Source organism: Suttonella ornithocola (assembly GCF_001889065.1).
Classification (GTDB): Bacteria; Pseudomonadota; Gammaproteobacteria; order Cardiobacteriales; family Cardiobacteriaceae; genus Suttonella_A; species Suttonella_A ornithocola.
Genome location: NZ_LWHB01000039.1, coordinates 1 through 18,051 on the forward strand (window position 1 = coordinate 1; position 18,051 = coordinate 18,051).

The following is an 18,051-nucleotide window of genomic DNA, read 5'->3' on the forward strand; positions in this document are numbered from 1 at the left end:
WAAAAAATATCAACTCAATATATTGAAATTTACATATTTTATTATTGTTGAAATTATTGGGTCATCGTCCAGCATACTTTTCAAACCACTATCGAATTTTCTATTGCCCATCTATAGCAGCTTACTTGATAGAGATTTTACCCAGTCTATTAAGCAGCGTAGAATAGTGATTTATTTTTATCGAGAAGAGTATGAGTGAACAAAGCCCTACCGTTCATAAGCCAAGTGCAATGGGCGTTAAGAAAAAAGGCGCTGAAAAAATTCGTCAAATCCCTGTCAATGTGGAGCACGTTGGTCAAGAACGTTTAAAGAAACCCAGTTGGATACGGGCAAAATTTCCGGGTGGAGAAAAGGTTGATAAACTCAAAGGCATTATGCGTGAGCAAAAACTGCATAGTGTTTGCGAAGAGGCGAGTTGTCCGAATTTAGGGGAATGTTTTCGCTTTGGCACAGCAAGCTTTATGATTATGGGGGATATTTGTACGCGTCGTTGCCCATTTTGTGATGTCGGACACGGACGACCGAATCCATTGGATAAAGATGAGCCACGTCATTTAGCAGAAACTGTTGCCGCCATGGGATTAAACCATGTTGTTATTACCTCCGTTGACCGTGATGACTTAAAAGATGGTGGCGCTGCGCACTTTGCAGAATGTGTCCGTGAAATTCGTCGCACTTCTCCCCGAATGACAATCGAAATTCTGACTCCTGATTTTCGCGGACGAGAATCCATTGCGATTGATATTTTGGTTAATACGCCTCCCGATGTGTTTAACCATAATATGGAAACCATCCCAAGACTCTATGACATTGCACGCCCTGGCGCGAATTATGTCAATTCATTAGCTTTATTGCGCGATTATAAAGCGGCTTGTGGGACACGTGTGCTTTCAAAATCCGGCTTAATGGTTGGTTTAGGCGAAGAACCTGAAGAAATTTTAGCGGTAATGGAAGATTTGCGTGCGCATAATGTTGATATGCTCACTATCGGACAATACTTACAGCCTTCGCCAGCACATTTGCCCGTTAAGCGTTATTACACGCCTGAAGAATTTGATCAATTTGCAGCAGAGGGCAAACGCATGGGCTTTGTCCACGTGGCTTCTGGCCCAATGGTGCGTTCTTCTTATCATGCGGATATGTCAGCAAAAGCGGTTTTATAATGAATTTTCCTCGCGATACCTTGTTTGATCAACCGCAATCCGTGGTAGATTTTCAATTTGATGAGCGTACAGTAGCGGTGTTTCCCGATATGATTCACCGCTCTATCCCTGCCTATGCTTCGCTACTGACCATGACAGGCGTCATTGGTGCAGATTTTGTTTCTGAGAATGGGCATATCTATGATTTAGGCTGCTCTTTAGGCGGTGTTTCCCTTTCTTTACGTCGCTTTATTCCAGAAACGGCGCGCATCACCGCAGTAGATTTATCTTCTGCAATGGTGCAACGCTTTGAACAATATATCCAAGGGGCAGGCATTCCTAATATTCAAGTGATTGAAGCGGATATTACCGAAATGCCTTTTGAAAAGGCGGAATTGATGGTTTTAAATTTCGTTTTACAATTTATTCCGCCTGAAAAACGCGACGGATTACTGACGAAACTTTATCAAGCATTGCCAACTGGCGGAGCATTGCTGATTGCAGAAAAAACGCGCCCGATTCATGAAGAAATTACCTGTTGGCATGAGGCTTTTAAACGCGCACAAGGCTATTCAGAAATGGCCATTGCACAAAAACGTGAATCCTTAGAAAACGTCATGAAAACCGATAAGGTAGAAACCTTAGAAAATCGCCTGAAAAAAGCGGGCTTTTCTCGTTTCTTTACTTATTTTCAAGGACTCTCTTTTCAAGCGTGGGTGGCGATAAAATAATGGAACACTGTTTCGCAGAATGGGCGCGTTTATTAACTTTCATGCCAACCTTACAAGGCATAGATTTAACCGCTCGGCAGGGATTATCGCAGGCATGGGCAACTCGTCACGGACAATTTTCACAATGGCTAAGTATCGTTGACGAATTAAAATCCGTTTTACCGTCAGTGATTGAAAAACGCTATGACACAGCAGCAGTTAGCGCAATCGCAACGGTTAATAGAGAAACAAAACATACTATCGAAGCTAAACTTAAAGCGCTAATGCCTTGGCGTAAAGGGCCTTTTCATCTTTGCGGTGTGGATGTTGATTGTGAGTGGCGTAGCGATTGGAAATATCAACGCGTCCAACAAACGGGTATGGAATGGCGGGAGAAAAATGTCTTGGACGTTGGCACAGGTAGCGGTTATTTTCTTTATCGCTTACTGGGGGATAACGCACGAATTGCGGTGGGGCTTGATCCATCCTGGCATTACTTTGCGCAGTTTCTTTGTTTACAACAATTCTTTCACGAGCTAAAAGCCATTTATTTACCAGCAACTTTAGAACAAATTCCATTACAGCGCTTTGATGCAACTATCTGCATGGGCGTGCTCTATCATCGCCGTGATCCTTTAGCTTTTCTAGCACAACTGCGCGAGACGCTAAATGCTGGTGGAGAATTATTATTAGAAACTTTGGTTGTTGACGGCAATGAATATCATGTTTATTTGCCTGAAGCACGATATGCAGGGATGCGAAATGTGTGGTTTTTACCCAGTACCGCTGCCTTAGCGCGTTGGCTCAAACGCTTGAATTTTGACGTGCAATATATTGGCGAAGCTATCGAAACAACCGTAGAGGAACAGCGTCGAACGGATTGGATGCAAAGCTATTCGCTTGCGGAATTTTTATCAGAAAGTTCTCCAAACGACCCACTACCTAAACGCGCAATAGTTATTGCCAAAAGAAAATAAGTTAAAGCAATAGCGTGAGCGATAAATGAGCATTGCTATAATCAATGCTCATTTATATTAAAAATGGGGGTAGTGGTTTGAAAGTATCCTGAGTAATTTCTATAAAAAAACATCACTCCAATATATTGAAACTTAACTATTTCATAGTTATTAAAAGTATTAAGTCATAATCCAGCATACTTTTCAAACCACTACCTTTTATTTAAGCTATTGTTAGATATTTGTTCAAGCATTATCTGAGATAGTGCTAAGCTATATCAAATCTAACTTAGTTTTATTTTTATAATATTAGTATGGAGAATATAAGGTGAAATCATTATTGACAGCTGCTTGGGGATTAGCAGTCGCTACCGCTATAGCAGATATTCCTACCTATAAAGTAGCAACAGAGGCACATTATGCCCCATTCGTTTTTGTTGACGAAAATAGCAACATTAAAGGCTTTGACCCCGACTTACTCTCTGCCATTGGTGAAAAAGAAGGATTTAAAGTGAAATTTTCATCTGAACTTTGGGACCAAATGTTTAAGAAGCTAGATAATGGACAAGTTCAAATCATTTCCGCAGGTCTATTAGAAAGCCCCAAACGACGTGAAAAATATGGTGTATCGGATTCTTATGCCGTCAGTAAGCGGATTGCAATATTTACAGATGCAAAGCATAAAGATAAAGACATTTCGGATTTAGCGGGTTTGCGTTATGTCACCCAAGCTGGAACCACAAATGTGGAATATCTAAAAACTTTATTTGGCCCAGATGCAAAAATTCTTGGCGAGCAAACGCAATATATGCAAATTAAAGCTTTATTAAAAAATGAAGCAGATGTCGTATATGACGATTATCATGTCCTTGTTCCCTATTTAAACCGCTTTAAAGATAATCTTTATTATATTTCTGATAATAAAGTAGGTTCCGGAATTAATTTTGTTATGCTGACACAAAAAGATGATCTTGAATTACTTGAAAAAATTAACGAGGGTTTAAAGGCTGTAAAAGCCGACGGAACTTATCAAAAAATTTATGATAAATGGTTTAATCATAATGCTGGATAACTATTAGTTTTTAGGTAGTGGTTTGAAAAGTATGCTGAACTATGACTCAATCATTTTAGCAACAATAAAATATTTTAATTTAAGCATATTGGGGTGATATTTTTTTACAGAAATTACTCAGAATACTTTTCAAACCACTACCTAAAATTTCTCTCTTTTGCCTTTCTCTCAATAAAGGCTAATGAGGATAATGATTAAGTTGCAGTCGCTTTAAGGAGATTTGAATGATGTTAGATTTTGTCACTTTTGGTCTGTATTTATTACTCATGTTTGGAATTGGTATGTATTTTTATTTCCGAACCAATAATGTGAGTGATTTTATTCTTGGCGGTCGTCAATTAGGTCCTATTCCTTCTGCTATTAGCGCAGGTGCTTCGGATATGAGCGGTTGGCTGTTGATGGGATTACCTGCTTCTGCATTGGTTGGTGGAATGACCGCTTTTTGGATTTGTTTTGGGCTTTTTCTTGGTACTTTTTTAAATTGGCAACTAATAGCCCCTCGTCTGCGTGAGGAAAGTGAATTATTAGATGACTCTTTAACAGTCCCTACTTTTTTAGAACGTAAATTACATGATCCAACAGGATTTTTGCGTATCGCTTTATCTATTGCGATTTTATTTTTCTTTACTTTTTATACCAGTTCAGGATTTGTAGCGGGTGGTAAGCTATTTAATTCGTTATTTGGGATGGATTATCATACGGCGATTGTTGCTGGCGCTGCGGTGGTCCTAACGTATACGTTTTTAGGTGGATATCTTGCTGTTAGCTGGACCGATGTTGTGCAAGGGCTGCTGATGATTACTGCCATTGCAATTGTGCCCGTGTTAGCAATACAAGAGTTAGGCGGAGTGGAAGCGACATTTAATCGTTTACATGAAATTAGCCCAAATCATCTCAATATTTTCCAAAAGCCCGATGGCACAGCTATGAATGCGCTTACGATTGCATCTTTAATGGCATGGGGGCTAGGCTATTTTGGACAACCACATATTTTGGCGCGCTTTATGGGCATTCGAGATGTAAAATCGGTGACGTCTGCTAAATGGATTGCCACGGCATGGTCTGGTATTGTGATGACGCTTTCTGTGGGTGTCGGACTGATTGGATTTGTCTATTTTTATGATGCTCCTTTAGCAGATAGTGAGCAGGTTTTTATTCAAATGATTAAGGTACTCACGCATCCTTTAATTACAGGATTGTTTTTAGCAGCAGTAATGGCAGCCATTATGTCCACAGCCGACAGTCAATTATTGGTAGCCAGTGCCGCATTAACTAGCGATTTACTTGGCAAATACTTAACACCGAAACAATCTTTATTGCTCAGTCGTATCACGGTTGGAGCGATTGCGATGATTGCTTTAATTCTTGCTTGGGATGAAAACAGTAAGGTTTTAGATATTGTTTCTTATGCTTGGGCAGGGCTTGGCGCTTCTTGTGGTGTGGTAATGCTTATTGCGTTATGGTGGAAAAAAGCGACTTGGCATGGTGCGATTGCAGGGGCGCTGACTGGCGCAGTCGTTACCGTCATTTGGAATAAATTAAAAGGCGGTATTTTTGAGCTTTATGAACTATTGCCAGCGTTTATCCTAGCAGCACTAGCGATGTTCGTTGTTAGCTTATTTACGCAACAGGATACTTCTGAATATACTGAAAATCGTTAAGTAATCGCTATTAAAACCGCTTGAGTAAATCAAGCGGTTAATCTTTAATTAAAATAGAGAATGTTTATTTATGCTGAATTTTCCATACGCGATGGATATTCGCATGTCGTTTAAAATCTAAATCAATGGTTGTCGCACTAATTTCTTCGATTTGATAACGTTGGTTCAGCGTATTATCCCATTTAAAACCACGATAATTATTAGAAAAATAGAGTACACCACCGGGGGCTAATCGCTTCATACAACGCTCAATTAGCGTTGGATGCGCTTGTTGGACATCAAAGACTCTTTGTGTTTTTTTCGTATTGGAAAAAGTGGGTGGATCGCAAAAAATTAAATCGTAAGTATCTTTACCCCCGACTAGCCATTCCATCACATCGCCTCTTTCTAAACGATGTCGACTGGATAGTTCATTTAAGTCAAAATTTTCCCATGCCCAATCTAAATAGGTCTGAGATAAATCTACACTGGTCGTATATGAAGCGCCTCCCAGCGCAGCTTGTACGGAAACAGAAGCGGTATAACAAAATAGGTTTAGCACTTTCTTATCTTTTGCTTCTTCAAAGATACGACGCCGCATTGAGCGGTGGTCTAAAAATAAGCCTGTATCTAAATAGTCTTTTAAATTTACCCAGAATTTTGCCGCTCCCTCAGTCACGATAATTTTTTCATCACTTTGTTGTAAACGCTTATATTGTTTCTTTCCTGCCTGTCTTTCTCGCGTTTTCAGGACAATCTTTTTGGGATTAACAGATAAACAGCTAGGCAATGCTTGTATAACATCCATTAACCGCTGTTCTGCTTTTGCCACTGGAATATCTTTTGGCGGTGCATATTCTTGTACTAATATCCAATCAGCATAACGATCAATCGCAACAGCATATTCAGGTAAATCTTTATCGTAAATTCGATAAGCGGTTGTCAGAACCTTTTTTGCCCATTTATCTAGTTTTGATAAATTTTTTCGTAACCGATTGGCAAACATTTGCGCATTTTCAGAAAGCAATGGCGATGATAAGGTTTCTGTGTTTTCTTCAGAAGCGGATTTTAATACTGCTTCTGGTTGATTATCTCGCTGATACAGCATAATTCGACTTTCTAAGGCGCCATTAAAAATCTGATACTGATGTTCTGAACGCAATTTTAGTCGTTTTAATAACGTTTCATTGCTACCAATAATTGCCATTTGCCATTGAGGCGGAAACGTTTTAAAGGCTCGCCCTAAAGCCGCATATGTGGGTAATAACTCGGGCAATTCTCCCAACCGCTCTCCATAAGGCGGATTACATACAATCAAGCCAGACTGCCCATAAGCGGGTTGCGCTGAGAATACCGTGATATCACTACGTTCAAAATGAATAGGATAATCTATTTGTAAACAACCTAAATTTTCTCTTGCTGCACGCAAAACAGGCGCATGCTGATCAAAACCATAAAATTTTATTTTTAATTGCTCTAACCCTACTATTTTTCTCTCTAATGCTTCCTGATATAAACGCTGCCAAGTTGCTGGGCGATGGCTTTGCCATTTTTCAAAACCAAATTGACAACGATACAAACCCGGCGCAATATCTGCTGCCATTAAAAGCCCTTCAATCAATAACGTCCCAGAACCACACATAGGGTCAATCAAACTATCAACTTGCTTTGCCAATTGATGCCATTTTGCACGATACAGCACAGCAGCAGCCAAAGATTCTTTAATAGGCGCAATTCCTTGTACTTGACGATATCCTCTTTGGTGTAACGCACCGCCTGATAAATCCAATGCAACCGTCACCAATCCCTTACGTAAATGGACATCAATAGAAATATCTGGCGCAACCGTATTAACATCAGGACGACGGCGGAAAACCACCCGCAACTGATCAACAATCGCATCTTTTACCTTTAATCCCCCAAACTGCGTATTATTGATTCCCTGCCCTTGCCCAGAAAAACGAACAGAAAAAGTGGTATCTACTGATAAATGATCATCCCATGGCAAGGCATAAACTAACTGATATAGGTCTTCAGGTGATTGAATTTCTCCCTCTGTTAAAACTAATAGCACTCTGCTTGCCAGTCTAGACCATAAACATAAGCGATAAACGGTTTCTAAACTGCCCTCTCCCTTTACCACTCCGGGTGCCATTTTGACAGATTCCAATCCCAATGCTTGTGCTTCTTCTACTAATAGCTGCTCTGTTCCTTTCGCACACGGTAAGATAATTTTTTTCACGATAGTTCCTTAAACATAAGAAAATGACCGCCTAAGCGGTCATTGTTAAGACTTATTGTTCGACAAAATTGCCAATTTTAATCATTATGGTTGGGTTGCACGATATTGTAAAGAAACACCATCACCGCTTAATGATAAAGTTTCCCCATTACGCTGATAGTGATTCACTCTACGCAAAGCTGATAAATAATCGCTTTCTAGCCGCATTTCATTAACTGGCCCAGCCATTCGGGTGGTTTGAATATTATTATCTACCTCAAGCGAACCATTTTGCAGTTTTGCTTCCGTTCGATAACGATTTATACCGCTTTGACCGCTAAACTCACCATTATGAACAGATAAAGTAATTGGTGCTGAAATGATCAATGTTTTTCCGTCGATTTCTGCTTGGGTTAATTGCCAATAACCATTGTTCATTGCGTCGGATACTGTTTGTGAATCATTCGGCACTAATGATAAAGCCGATAAATTACTAGATTGACAGCCTGTTAGAGATAAAACCGCCATCCCAAAAATTGATAAAAATACCGCTTTTATATTCATGATGAAGACTTAGGTTGATTTGCATGAATATGACGCTTAACTGCCTCAATACCTTCTGTTTGAGCAGTTTTTTCGTCATTCGCTTTTAATCCAGCTTTTTCTGCAGCTTTTAGCACAGAGGTTTTTTCCGACGCACCAGTTTTATCTTTTTCTGTTAAATCCGTTGGCTGATTTCCAGCTTTCTGCGGATTACCTTCTTTTTTACTAGGAAGAACTTGTTGTGCTTCCGGTTGAATTGTCTTCGGTGCTTCTGGTTTTACTTCGGTTTTAGCAGTAGGCGCGGTGCCTGCTTTTGCAGTATCTAACGATGATTCAGATTTCACGTCAGCTTTTGGTGCCGTTGAAGGCTTTGTAGCTTCTGCCGGACGAGGCGTAACTGGTGCTGCTGAAGTTGCTTTTTCCGTATTTTCTGATGAAGCAGCGAGTGGTTTTCCAGTTAAAGGCTTTTGATTAGCAGACGTGTTTGCTGAAGTAACGGGAGCTGTTTTAGCTTCATTTTTCTCAGTTTCTGTTGGGCTGAGATAAGCTAACGTAACCGCTTTACCTTGACGTTTTTCCCGAGCAAGTTTTAATGCTTGCTCATCCATCAATTTTTCAGCACCTTGTGATAAATGGGTAAAGACATCTTGATAACTTTTAGTCAAATGATCAACGGCATCAGCGGTTTTGGTAAAGTGTTTGCTAACTTCTGCTTTATACGCTTCAAATTCTTTTTTTAAATCATTATAAGGTTTTTGTAGAGGATTTTCTTCCGCTCCCTTTCCAGAACGACCAATCAACCAAAAAATGATTGCGCCAATAATAAAGCCAACAACGGCTGCAATAATCACATATTGATTTTGAGCTTGCATCGATTTTCTCCAGTTTTGAATCTTGTTTAGTATATCTCGAAATCTATCTAAAAAAAACTAAACTATCAATTATTTACTCTTACTTCACTTCATATCAAATTAAATATTATCAAATTTATTAGATACATAATATTTATTGAATAAATAAAATTTATTTCATAAAAGTTATTTATTCAAAATAATCTATATTTTTTATTTAATATCTTAATTAAGATAGTTAATATTACTCAAATGTTGTTTTTTAATCAAATTAGTTTAAAGTTTTTTATTTATTGAAAATAAAAAATAGAAAAAGCATTTTTTATAAAAATAAAATCACTATTGAAAATAAAAATACATTATTAAAAAAGATGCTATATGATGTAAATAAATATACTTTCATTTTAGAGGAGTTAATTTATGAAATATATAAACTATCCATTTTTGATTACATTTATTAAAAGAATTACGATTTGTTTTTGCTTTGTGTTTTATACACAAAGTTATTCACAAAACGTAAAACCTGTGTATAACATCATTACAGATATGACAAACTCACCTTATGAGTTTGATGACGGAACTGGTAATATCATTGGTTTTGATGTTGATCTTATGCAAGCCATTGCCGATAGAGAAGGATTTGACTTCAAAATTAAGCATCGCTCTTGGAAAAATATCTTTGAACTACTAAATAATACCGATGCAGATATTATTATGGCGGCAATTACAATTACGCCTCAACGAGCAAAATTAGTTGACTTTACTGTTCCTTATATTCATCCTACTCGAACAGCCGTCATGATTGATTCTAGAGCGAAAGCATTGGGCGTAACAGATTTTGACTCTCTAAGAAATGTCACTATTTCCATGAAAGATAAAACGACCAATCTGAGTTCCTTACAAGAAATGTTTGGGGACAGTGATAAATTTCGTCCAGTCATCAGCCAATATTTTGCTTTTCAAAAAATGATGGCTGGTGGCGCTGATGTAGGATTTGGAGATACCTTAGTGATGCAGCACTATATGCAACGTTTTCCTGAAATAAAATTCTTCACACTGGTACAACCTCTAGAAGAAAGAGTTCGAGCAGGCTTTGCTGTTAAAAAAGGAAATAAAGCATTAAAAGAAAAATTAGATAGAGGCATTAAATCAATTAAGGCAGATGGGACTTTTACTAAGATTGCAACTAAATGGTTTGGAGAATCTGTCGCTAAAAATTTAGATTAGCCTACTTTTTAATAATACAAAAACACCTATTGAAACTTTTGAAAAATTCCGTTTTATACTAATTTTTGCTACTAGTAGAAAAATTAACTATGATTTTAATATGTTTTCAAAATTTAAAAAATTGAAATTTTTCTATTTTATGTTTTTTTGCAAAGGTCCGGTATGTTAAGGTCTTTTGCAAGATACAAGCTATATAGTCAAAGGCTAATAAAAGAGTCACAGAAATGAGATCGCTATTCCAGTAATAATACATGTGCTTACTTTATTCATCTATCTTAATACTGTAACTATTCTAGTAGCCTTTCACTATAGACAGTTATTTTGCAGTGTTAATCACAGAGTTTCGTTTTGTTGAGATTGACTAAGATTTAGTGCGTAAAATTCAGTAATACTACTTTTTTCAAAATTGATGATTTGAGCGGTTAGTTTTTGGAGGTTACGCTGTTGATGAGCAAGTTTGCCATTCTTGTAATTGTTGGGTGATGTGTTTTGACCAACCTTTTAGGTGATTGGTGTGGATGACGATTTCTGCTTTTCCAATGCGGTTTGCGCTTTCAGGGGTGAGTTTGATGTGGATTCTGTTGTTGCTTCGTCCCGAGTAGTGTAATTGAATTTCGGTAATTTCGTTGCGTTGTAGGCGGTAGTGGTGATTTTGGCGGGCGCTGACTTGGATGATGAGGGTGTTATCTCGCGCGATGATGCCGTATTCACCGCGTCTTATCCAGTGAGAGAGTAAGATAGCGCCATCTAGTAAAGCGGTTATGGCAATCAATATGATGACGCCCCATTTTAACCATGCGGTTTCGGGCGCAAATTCAAGGCTTGGCAAGCCAATCGCGGTATAGAGGGCTAATCCTAGCCAAGCGGAAGCGCGTCCTAAGGGTTTAGCGAGGCTGAGCGGGATACGGATGTTATTGGTCATGGGAGAATGTTTAACCTCCCGACATTTGTACGGCAATCAGTCGTCCGCCGGTTTCTTTGGATAGTAGTAGTTGCACGCCATCTGTAAGCGCAACGTGTCCGCCAATGGGAATGGCTTTTTTCTCTTGAACATCCATTAAGTCGGGCATTGCTTCGTTAACCAGTAACCATTCACCGTTATGCAAAAGAAAATAGCCTACTCGACAGCTGTCGGCGGTACTGATTTTTTCGTTGGGATAGTAGTTGTTGCTGATATGCCATTTAAAGAGAGATTGTCCACTATAAACCATTAGACGGTGGTTATCAGGACGATATTTTCCATCATGATGTAGGGAATAGAGGTTTAGCACAGGGAGTTTTCCTTGATAAGGCGTACCGCAAAATGGGCAAACGGGATGCTGTTTGTTGTCAAAGACGTACCATTTTTGCTCACAATCAGGGTTAGCGCAGGGTTGAAGTAAGTCCACAGTTTTAATGAGCGCTTGTTCCCATTCATCTGCGCTGGGACGTTTATGTGGTTGATGTAAACCATCAATAAAGGCGCGTTCAAATAAGACGCTGAGATAGGGACCAGTAATGGTATAGGGGAGCTTCTGCGTATCTGCCCAAGGTAATTCAGAAGCGCGCACTTTATCAAGATTGATGCGATTACTGTTATCAGTCGGATGCTCAACGAAGAGCGCTTTTTCGCCCATGTTGAGGGTTTCGTCTTTTTGTGCGTCGCTATCTAATACACGATCGCCTCTCAGCGGATGACGATAAAGTAGATACATATAAATTAATACCGCTAAGGCGTGCAAATCAGTCGTGCGTGACGGTAAAACGCGATTAGGGTCATCCATTGGTAAATGCGTGGTGGCAACAACTTCAGGAGCAATAAAGTCGGGAGTACCCACAACGGTTGGCGGATGTTTCCCAGGGACAACTAAACCATCAATATCAATCAGGCAAGCATCACCTGTTTCAGGGTCAATCAAGCAATTTTTGTAACCTAAGTCTGAATGGCTAAGTCCTGCCATGTGCATTCGACGGACAGCACGCGCGAGAAGCAAACAGATTTTTAGGAATTTCATCCAATCGCCTAATTCGCGTGGGTCGAGGTATTTATTGCGGTTGTTGGCAGAGGCGAACCATTTACCGTCCTTTTCTTTGCCTTTGATGCCAAGCATGTCGCTGTTACGGCTACCGTAACGAAAGAAAAAGTTTTCTCGATAAAAGGGGACGACCACGCCTAAGCGGTTTTGGTATTGCACCACAGCGATTGGCCAACAATATAGTTTTTTCAGATAGTCTCCGCCTTCTTGTCCGAAGATGCGTTCGCGGTAGCTACCAGTAATCATTTCTAAACGAGAACACGTTTCAGGGTCGGCATCTTCGCGTAAAAAGGCTACCGCATAGTCTTTTTGGGGCGAAAAATAGACGTCTTTCATTCCGCCTTGCGCTTTGACTTCATCGATAAATTCAATAGGTGTGCCATCTGTAGCATTGAGTTTAATCAGATTAGTCATCAGTGCATTCCTTATGATGGATTTCTAATACGCATAAGCTACGGTCATCATGATTTCCTTGCGACCAAAAACCTAGCCAGTCATAGAGTGCTTTTTCATCGGCTAGATGAGGCAGAATTTCATTGGCTAAGGCTCGCCACTGTTCAGGCTGATTTAATTGGCTTTCGCTAGCAAATTTGGCATCAGTAATGCCATCAGTGAGTGCCCAAACGCTTTGCAAGTTAGTATAGCGTGCACAACGAATACGTTTTTTAAATGCCGCTTCGCTGACTTCTTCCACCGTTAAAAAGCGGGTCTGCCCAGAAAATTCTCCGCCATCAGGTTCACCGAGTAGGGTAAAGGTATTATCGTGAGCAACGGCTAATCCGCCATCACCTACCCAATAGCTCGTTAAAATATAGCTGCCGTCGGCAAGTGGTAATGCCCAGAAACATAAGCAAGTGCTGTATAAATCACGAAAAGTGATTGGGATGGATTCGCCATTTAATTGACAATGCGCTTGTAAATCATTAAGCGCGTAATAAACGCTATGCGCAAGACAGGTTGATAAAGCAGTTCTGAGGTTTGTTTCTATCTTGTTTTCTTCAATAGGGGCGAGAAGTTCTGCGAAATTTTCTTTTTGTTGGAGAGCGTGAAAGTTTTTTTGTAAATGTCTGGGAACACTCTCGCAAAGCACTTGTGAGGCTAATCGAGAATATCGTGAACTGCCCGCGCCATCCGCCACCATGCCAAAGTAACCAAGTGTATTAGGCGACGATAAAATTGCTATGTCGTCTTCACAAAAACTGCCTTTATGCGCATGCGAACGCCCGCGAATACGTGCAGCAGTGAGCGTGGCTTGTGGGGTGCTTTGGCGAAGATACGCCCGATGCGATTTACGGAATAACGGTGTTTCTGGCTCGATTTCTTGCCATAGCGTGCGAGGGTCGGGATTAATTAAGAGCTGTAAGGTAATTTGTATGCGCTCTTTTCCGCGCTTCCCAATAAGAGAAAGTTGATATTCGCCCGCTTTCTGCGGAGTCCCTTTTAAAATATTCTCTTCAAGCGTTAATTCTACGTCTGTATCTTCGCTGAGTTGTAGCGCAGTTAAATCATGAATTTTACTCGCTGGTAGCGTTTCACAATAAGGTTGATTCTGCTTGGCATTGGGAAGACGAATGGTGCCACCATCAATGATTTTATCAAGGTCAGCTGTGGTAGAAGCGGGGAATACATCTACTTCTGCTGGAGATACTTTATTTGGGGGCGTGGAAACTTGATCCGTTGAGGACGTTTCATTGTTTAGTGCATCCAACGGTTGCTTATGATTAGAGGATTGTTCATTATCTAAAGACGTTGCTAGCCCATCGCTGTGTTCTTCCATTGGAAGCGATTTATTTTCACTGTCGCTTTCAGATAAATTTGCATTCTCTCGTTCATCACTGCATCTTTCTATTGAAGTATCAGAAGTGGGACTTTTTTCATCCACTGGAAGCAATTTATTCTCATCTGATAGAGAAGCGTCATCGGGGATAGCTGAGGCTTCATTTGGTGGATGTTTGGGGTCTGTCATGAAAAATCTCCTCTTTGCTAGAAAATTAACCGCGCGAACGGCTAATTTCAAAACTCACTTCTTCGCCATTACTATAAACAAATTCTTGTTCGCTACCACAATGTGGGCAAGACACTTTCCCCGCACCAGCAATGCACATCAGCTGTGAACAATCACTGCACAGCGCTAAAGTATAGCGATTGCGACAATGCGGACAAGAACCACCGCCTAATAGCGCATTGACATTGATGCTATTGAGATTGATACGGGTATCTGACCATTCATAATAGCTTTCATCTAGCGCTGCACTATGACAATAGTCATAAACTACCTCTGGGAATTGATGCTGTGCGCGTACTTCTGGCGGTAATTCCACACGCTCATATTTTAAAAGATATGGCTTACCCGTCGTGCTGCATTGCCCGTTTAATAATACAAAATGATTATCTACGGCATCTGCATCCACTTGTTCACGGATAATTTTCATCACATCAAAGCTTTCTGCTTTTTCTAAGCTGACTTTGTCGAGCGAAACGCCTGTGCCAACGCTTCGGCTTTGCGCAGAAACAGATTGACTAATCCAATCAACAAATTGACGAAAATCTTGTTCACTGGTGTTTTCTAGGCGCAAAATTTCATCGGTGAGCGGACGAAACAGACTTAAATCTGCATGTTTACCAATACCAATCGCAATAAATTTGACGCCTTTTTGTATGCTTTGAAAGCGGTTAATGGCTTCTTGTGTGCTATCAGTCGCAGCGCCATCAGTTAAGAAATAGACTATCGGCTGATAATCGCCTTTTTACGTTGGACTGTTGGGAATGACTTGTGCGTCGATTTCTTTGGAAAGATGATCTAATGCAGCGCCAATAGCTGTGCCTGCACCAAGAGGTAATTTAGGTGGGAAAAAAGCGAATAACTCAGTAAGCGGAATGAGTGTTTTCACTTTGCCGGCAAAAGCAATCACGCTGATATAAATCGTTTCTAACGCATACGGGTCGGTACGCAAAGAACGAATTAAGCGGTTCATGCCTTCTTGTAAGGCTTCAAGTGGCATCCCAACCATACTCTCAGACACATCTAACACAAAGAAAATCGGTAAACGACGCATATCTCCTCCTATAATACGACGTTAATTTCTGCTGGCGGTGGCGGTAAATCATTATTGGCGCCTGCACCAATGGTCGTGCTTTTTCCGCCCACAGCTTCTGAAACCCATTGGAAAAACGCAGAAAAACCGCGTGCATCCATCGTATCTAAACTCACGACCGTATCGGTGAGCGCTTTTAACTGACTTGGGTCTGCTTTAGGACCTGCCGCACAAGCCACAATATTGCCAAAACCGAGCGCTTGAATTTGCGCAGTAGCTTCTTGATACTCAAGTAAATCCGTCGTTTTCCCATCGGTGAGCACAATCAGCATCGGCGCCCAGTCGCCTTTAGCTTCTGGTGTTCCTGGTCGTAAGTTTGCCTTAACGGAAGTCACAATATGCTTTAATGCTTCTCCCAATAACGTTGCCCCAGAGCGTGGACATTGAATGGTCGGTAATTGCACATTTTCTAACGGCGTAAGCGGAAGGACTTCTTTAATCTCAGAATCAAAAGTTGTGATATTAAGATGTACCGTTTCTAGCGCATACGGATTTTGGCGAAGGGCGGAAAGCAGTGCGCCTAAACCTGTGTTGACTGCTTCAATAGGTTCGCCTTGCATTGAGCCAGAAGTATCAATCAATAAATAAGTGAGTAAACGACGATTATTCATGCGAGATTTCCTTTAATCTTTGAGGGGGGGCTTGCAAGCTGAGACCTTTGCAAAATTCCGTTTTATAGTAATTTTTACCACTAGCAAAAAATCAACACCATGATTTTAATATATTTTTTAAGATTTAAAAAATTGAAAATTCTCTATTTTTAGGGATTTTACAAAGGTCTCAAGCTATGGCAACCTGACTAGCTTTCGCTGTGTCACTATAGCAGGGCTCCCAAAAAAATGCATACCGTACTTAGAAATAGAACGCTATTTTCAAATTGGATATTGAGTTAACGTTGTATACATTTTTTGGGAAGTTAGCTATATCGCTAAATTGTCTTGATACGCTTTACAGGGTAAAAGCCATATCAGCAAGAGAATGATAAATTTTTGTGCTTCGCTCTCATCTCAATCATAAATTTTAAATAGAGAATTTGGCATGATTAGTTAGATTAAACCGCTGATAATACATTTACATTAAACATTATGCATCAATATTTATCAGCGGCTTAGGTGATGAAAATTTTAACGTTCGACTTTCCTAAATAGCGTCAGAGAAATGAAGAAAAATGCCAACACACACGAGGCAATCAGCGTATAAAAACCGCCATCCCAGCCGTAATGGTCAACTACCAATCCCATGATTGTCCCCGCACTGGCGGAACCCAATAAATAGCCGAATAAGCCAGTTAATCCAGTTGCCGTGCCAGTTGCCACGCGCGGGACTAAATCTGCGGCTTGAAGCCCAATCATCATCACTGGACCATAAATTAAAAAGCCAATCGCAATCAGGCATAAATTATCAATGAGAGGATTACCTGCGGGGTTTTTCCAATACACGATAATGGCTAACAATACGCCCACTAAAAACATCAACATTGGCGGTGCGCGATGCCCTTTAAAAACTTTATCGCTTAAATAACCGCTGGCTAACATCCCAAAAATGCCCGCGTATTCATATAAGAAATAAGCCCAGCTTTGTTTGTCAAAAGAAAAATGTTTGACTTCTTTGAGGTACGTCGGAGCCCAATCGATAATGCCATAACGAATAAAGTAGACAAAAACATTAGCAATCGTAATCGCCCATAAAAATTTATTATTGATGATATAGCGTAGCAAAATATCTTTGCTAGAAAGCGTGTGTGCGGAAGGCAATACTGCTTGTGTTGCACCACCTTTGTATACTTCAATAGGCGGCAAACCTTGTGATTCAGGGGTATCGCGCATCAATATAAACACTACCATGCTTAATACAATAGCAATCATTGCTGGAAAATAAAATAAAGCCTGCCACGCGCCGAATAAATATAAGCCTAAAATTGCCAATGGTCCAATTAAACCTCCCCCTAAATTGTGCGATACATTCCACCAGCTCCACCACGCGCCGCGTTCACCGGTGGAAAACCAGTTGGTCATTGTTTTCGCGCCCGGCGGATAGCCCATGCCTTGGAACCAGCCATTCATTGTTGCGAGTACGATCATGAAAGTCAGCGAAGTCAACACGCCCGGCGCTAAGCCGAATATCAAGCTAACGCTTGCCGAACCCAATAATCCTAACACAATGAAATATTTTGGATTACTACGGTCAGAAATATTTCCCATGATGAATTTGCTAAATCCGTATGCCACCGACAACGCCAGCGATACCGTGCCGAGTTGCGCTTTGCTGTAGCCGTATTGCTCAATAAGATGCGGAATAGCTAAAGAAAAATTCTTACGAATCAGATAGTAAGCTGCATAACCAATAAATACTCCGAAAAATACCTGCCAGCGCAGGCGACGATATTCTTCATCAATTTGTTGTTTATCCGTCAGTGGCGGGTCTTTGGGTGGCAATGCTTTGAGAAATGCAAACATAATAATCCTCCATGGGTTAAAAAATTTATATATAGTCAAATCACTTATAATCCAATCTATCCAAAGCAGATATAAAGAACAACTTGTAGTAGAATTATCAAAAACAAACTGAGCATATCCTAT

Annotated in this window: 16 protein-coding genes; 6 read left to right on the plus strand and 10 right to left on the minus strand. The window is 40.2% G+C overall.

Translation table 11 applies throughout. The features are described 5' to 3' along the window. The first annotated feature begins 191 nt into the window (after positions 1–191). The 5 genes from lipA to putP all read left to right on the plus strand — a co-directional run bounded on the left by lipA (position 192) and on the right by putP (position 5,541). Positions 192–1,163: a lipoyl synthase gene (gene lipA, locus A5N85_RS03250; RefSeq protein ID WP_072575954.1), complete on the plus strand. Its 972-nt coding sequence runs from the start codon at positions 192–194 to the stop codon at positions 1,161–1,163. Beyond that, entirely contained in the window at positions 1,163–1,873 is a 711-nt protein-coding gene (gene cmoA / locus A5N85_RS03255) for a carboxy-S-adenosyl-L-methionine synthase CmoA (RefSeq protein ID WP_072575955.1), read from the plus strand. Before lipA ends, cmoA begins: the two co-directional genes overlap by 1 nt. After that, positions 1,873–2,829: a tRNA 5-methoxyuridine(34)/uridine 5-oxyacetic acid(34) synthase CmoB gene (cmoB, locus tag A5N85_RS03260; protein ID WP_072575956.1), complete on the plus strand. Its 957-nt coding sequence runs from the start codon at positions 1,873–1,875 to the stop codon at positions 2,827–2,829. The genes cmoA and cmoB overlap by 1 nt, the downstream gene beginning before the upstream one ends. Before the next feature lie 307 nt (positions 2,830–3,136). Then, on the plus strand, positions 3,137–3,880 hold the full coding sequence (locus A5N85_RS03265; RefSeq protein WP_072575957.1) for an ABC transporter substrate-binding protein: 744 nt from the start codon (positions 3,137–3,139) through the stop codon (positions 3,878–3,880). Positions 3,881–4,104: 224 nt separating this feature from the next. Continuing rightward, positions 4,105–5,541 (plus strand): sodium/proline symporter PutP, encoded by a 1,437-nt coding sequence (putP, locus tag A5N85_RS03270; protein WP_072575958.1) that lies wholly within the window; start codon positions 4,105–4,107, stop codon positions 5,539–5,541. A 64-nt stretch (positions 5,542–5,605) separates the two neighbouring features. Here putP and rlmKL read toward each other — a convergent pair whose 3' ends face one another. The 3 genes from rlmKL to A5N85_RS03285 form a co-directional block, all read right to left on the minus strand. Next, positions 5,606–7,765 (minus strand): bifunctional 23S rRNA (guanine(2069)-N(7))-methyltransferase RlmK/23S rRNA (guanine(2445)-N(2))-methyltransferase RlmL, encoded by a 2,160-nt coding sequence (gene rlmKL, locus A5N85_RS03275; protein WP_072575959.1) that lies wholly within the window; start codon positions 7,763–7,765, stop codon positions 5,606–5,608. An 81-nt stretch (positions 7,766–7,846) separates the two neighbouring features. Next, a complete protein-coding gene (locus A5N85_RS03280) occupies positions 7,847–8,305 on the minus strand; it encodes an META domain-containing protein (protein WP_072575960.1) in 459 nt (152 codons plus the stop codon). Further along, positions 8,302–9,156, minus strand: coding sequence for a ZapG family protein (locus tag A5N85_RS03285; protein ID WP_072575961.1), 855 nt, complete (start codon positions 9,154–9,156; stop codon positions 8,302–8,304). Before A5N85_RS03285 ends, A5N85_RS03280 begins: the two co-directional genes overlap by 4 nt. Before the next feature lie 399 nt (positions 9,157–9,555). On the opposite strand from A5N85_RS03285, the gene A5N85_RS03290 reads away from it, so the two are divergent. Next, a complete protein-coding gene (locus A5N85_RS03290; RefSeq protein ID WP_072575962.1) occupies positions 9,556–10,362 on the plus strand; it encodes a substrate-binding periplasmic protein in 807 nt (268 codons plus the stop codon). Between the two features lie 436 nt (positions 10,363–10,798). Here the strand turns inward: A5N85_RS03290 and A5N85_RS03295 are convergent, their stop codons facing one another. The 7 genes from A5N85_RS03295 to pgtP all read right to left on the minus strand — a co-directional run bounded on the left by A5N85_RS03295 (position 10,799) and on the right by pgtP (position 17,928). Then, complete coding sequence (locus A5N85_RS03295) at positions 10,799–11,284, minus strand: hypothetical protein (RefSeq protein ID WP_072575963.1); 486 nt, start codon at positions 11,282–11,284, stop codon at positions 10,799–10,801. Positions 11,285–11,294: 10 nt separating this feature from the next. Then, positions 11,295–12,791 (minus strand): helix-hairpin-helix domain-containing protein, encoded by a 1,497-nt coding sequence (locus A5N85_RS03300; RefSeq protein ID WP_072575964.1) that lies wholly within the window; start codon positions 12,789–12,791, stop codon positions 11,295–11,297. Next, positions 12,784–14,343, minus strand: coding sequence for a PP2C family serine/threonine-protein phosphatase (locus tag A5N85_RS03305; protein WP_072575965.1), 1,560 nt, complete (start codon positions 14,341–14,343; stop codon positions 12,784–12,786). Before A5N85_RS03305 ends, A5N85_RS03300 begins: the two co-directional genes overlap by 8 nt. Before the next feature lie 25 nt (positions 14,344–14,368). Continuing rightward, positions 14,369–14,953, minus strand: a complete 585-nt coding sequence (locus A5N85_RS14545) for a TerY-C metal binding domain-containing protein (protein ID WP_084601595.1) — start codon at positions 14,951–14,953, stop codon at positions 14,369–14,371. A 171-nt stretch (positions 14,954–15,124) separates the two neighbouring features. Further along, positions 15,125–15,433, minus strand: coding sequence for a vWA domain-containing protein (locus tag A5N85_RS14550; protein ID WP_084601597.1), 309 nt, complete (start codon positions 15,431–15,433; stop codon positions 15,125–15,127). 8 nt (positions 15,434–15,441) lie between these two features. Then, complete coding sequence (locus tag A5N85_RS03315; protein ID WP_072575966.1) at positions 15,442–16,083, minus strand: vWA domain-containing protein; 642 nt, start codon at positions 16,081–16,083, stop codon at positions 15,442–15,444. Between the two features lie 513 nt (positions 16,084–16,596). Further along, on the minus strand, positions 16,597–17,928 hold the full coding sequence (gene pgtP, locus A5N85_RS03320; protein ID WP_072575967.1) for a phosphoglycerate transporter protein PgtP: 1,332 nt from the start codon (positions 17,926–17,928) through the stop codon (positions 16,597–16,599). Positions 17,929–18,051 lie beyond the last annotated feature (123 nt).

Bases quoted from the DNA above. Each gene is read 5' to 3' on its own strand.
- lipA (WP_072575954.1), top strand. From the start codon at position 192: ATGAGTGAACAAAGCCCTACCGTTCATAAGCCAAGTGCAATGGGCGTT.
- cmoA (WP_072575955.1), top strand. From the start codon at position 1,163: ATGAATTTTCCTCGCGATACCTTGTTTGATCAACCGCAATCCGTGGTA.
- cmoB (WP_072575956.1), top strand. From the start codon at position 1,873: ATGGAACACTGTTTCGCAGAATGGGCGCGTTTATTAACTTTCATGCCA.
- putP (WP_072575958.1), top strand. From the start codon at position 4,105: ATGATGTTAGATTTTGTCACTTTTGGTCTGTATTTATTACTCATGTTT.
- A5N85_RS03280 (WP_072575960.1), bottom strand. From the start codon at position 8,305: ATGAATATAAAAGCGGTATTTTTATCAATTTTTGGGATGGCGGTTTTA.
- A5N85_RS03285 (WP_072575961.1), bottom strand. From the start codon at position 9,156: ATGCAAGCTCAAAATCAATATGTGATTATTGCAGCCGTTGTTGGCTTT.
- A5N85_RS03290 (WP_072575962.1), top strand. From the start codon at position 9,556: ATGAAATATATAAACTATCCATTTTTGATTACATTTATTAAAAGAATT.
- A5N85_RS03295 (WP_072575963.1), bottom strand. From the start codon at position 11,284: ATGACCAATAACATCCGTATCCCGCTCAGCCTCGCTAAACCCTTAGGA.
- A5N85_RS03300 (WP_072575964.1), bottom strand. From the start codon at position 12,791: ATGACTAATCTGATTAAACTCAATGCTACAGATGGCACACCTATTGAA.
- A5N85_RS03305 (WP_072575965.1), bottom strand. From the start codon at position 14,343: ATGACAGACCCCAAACATCCACCAAATGAAGCCTCAGCTATCCCCGAT.
- A5N85_RS14550 (WP_084601597.1), bottom strand. From the start codon at position 15,433: ATGCGTCGTTTACCGATTTTCTTTGTGTTAGATGTGTCTGAGAGTATG.
- A5N85_RS03315 (WP_072575966.1), bottom strand. From the start codon at position 16,083: ATGAATAATCGTCGTTTACTCACTTATTTATTGATTGATACTTCTGGC.
- pgtP (WP_072575967.1), bottom strand. From the start codon at position 17,928: ATGTTTGCATTTCTCAAAGCATTGCCACCCAAAGACCCGCCACTGACG.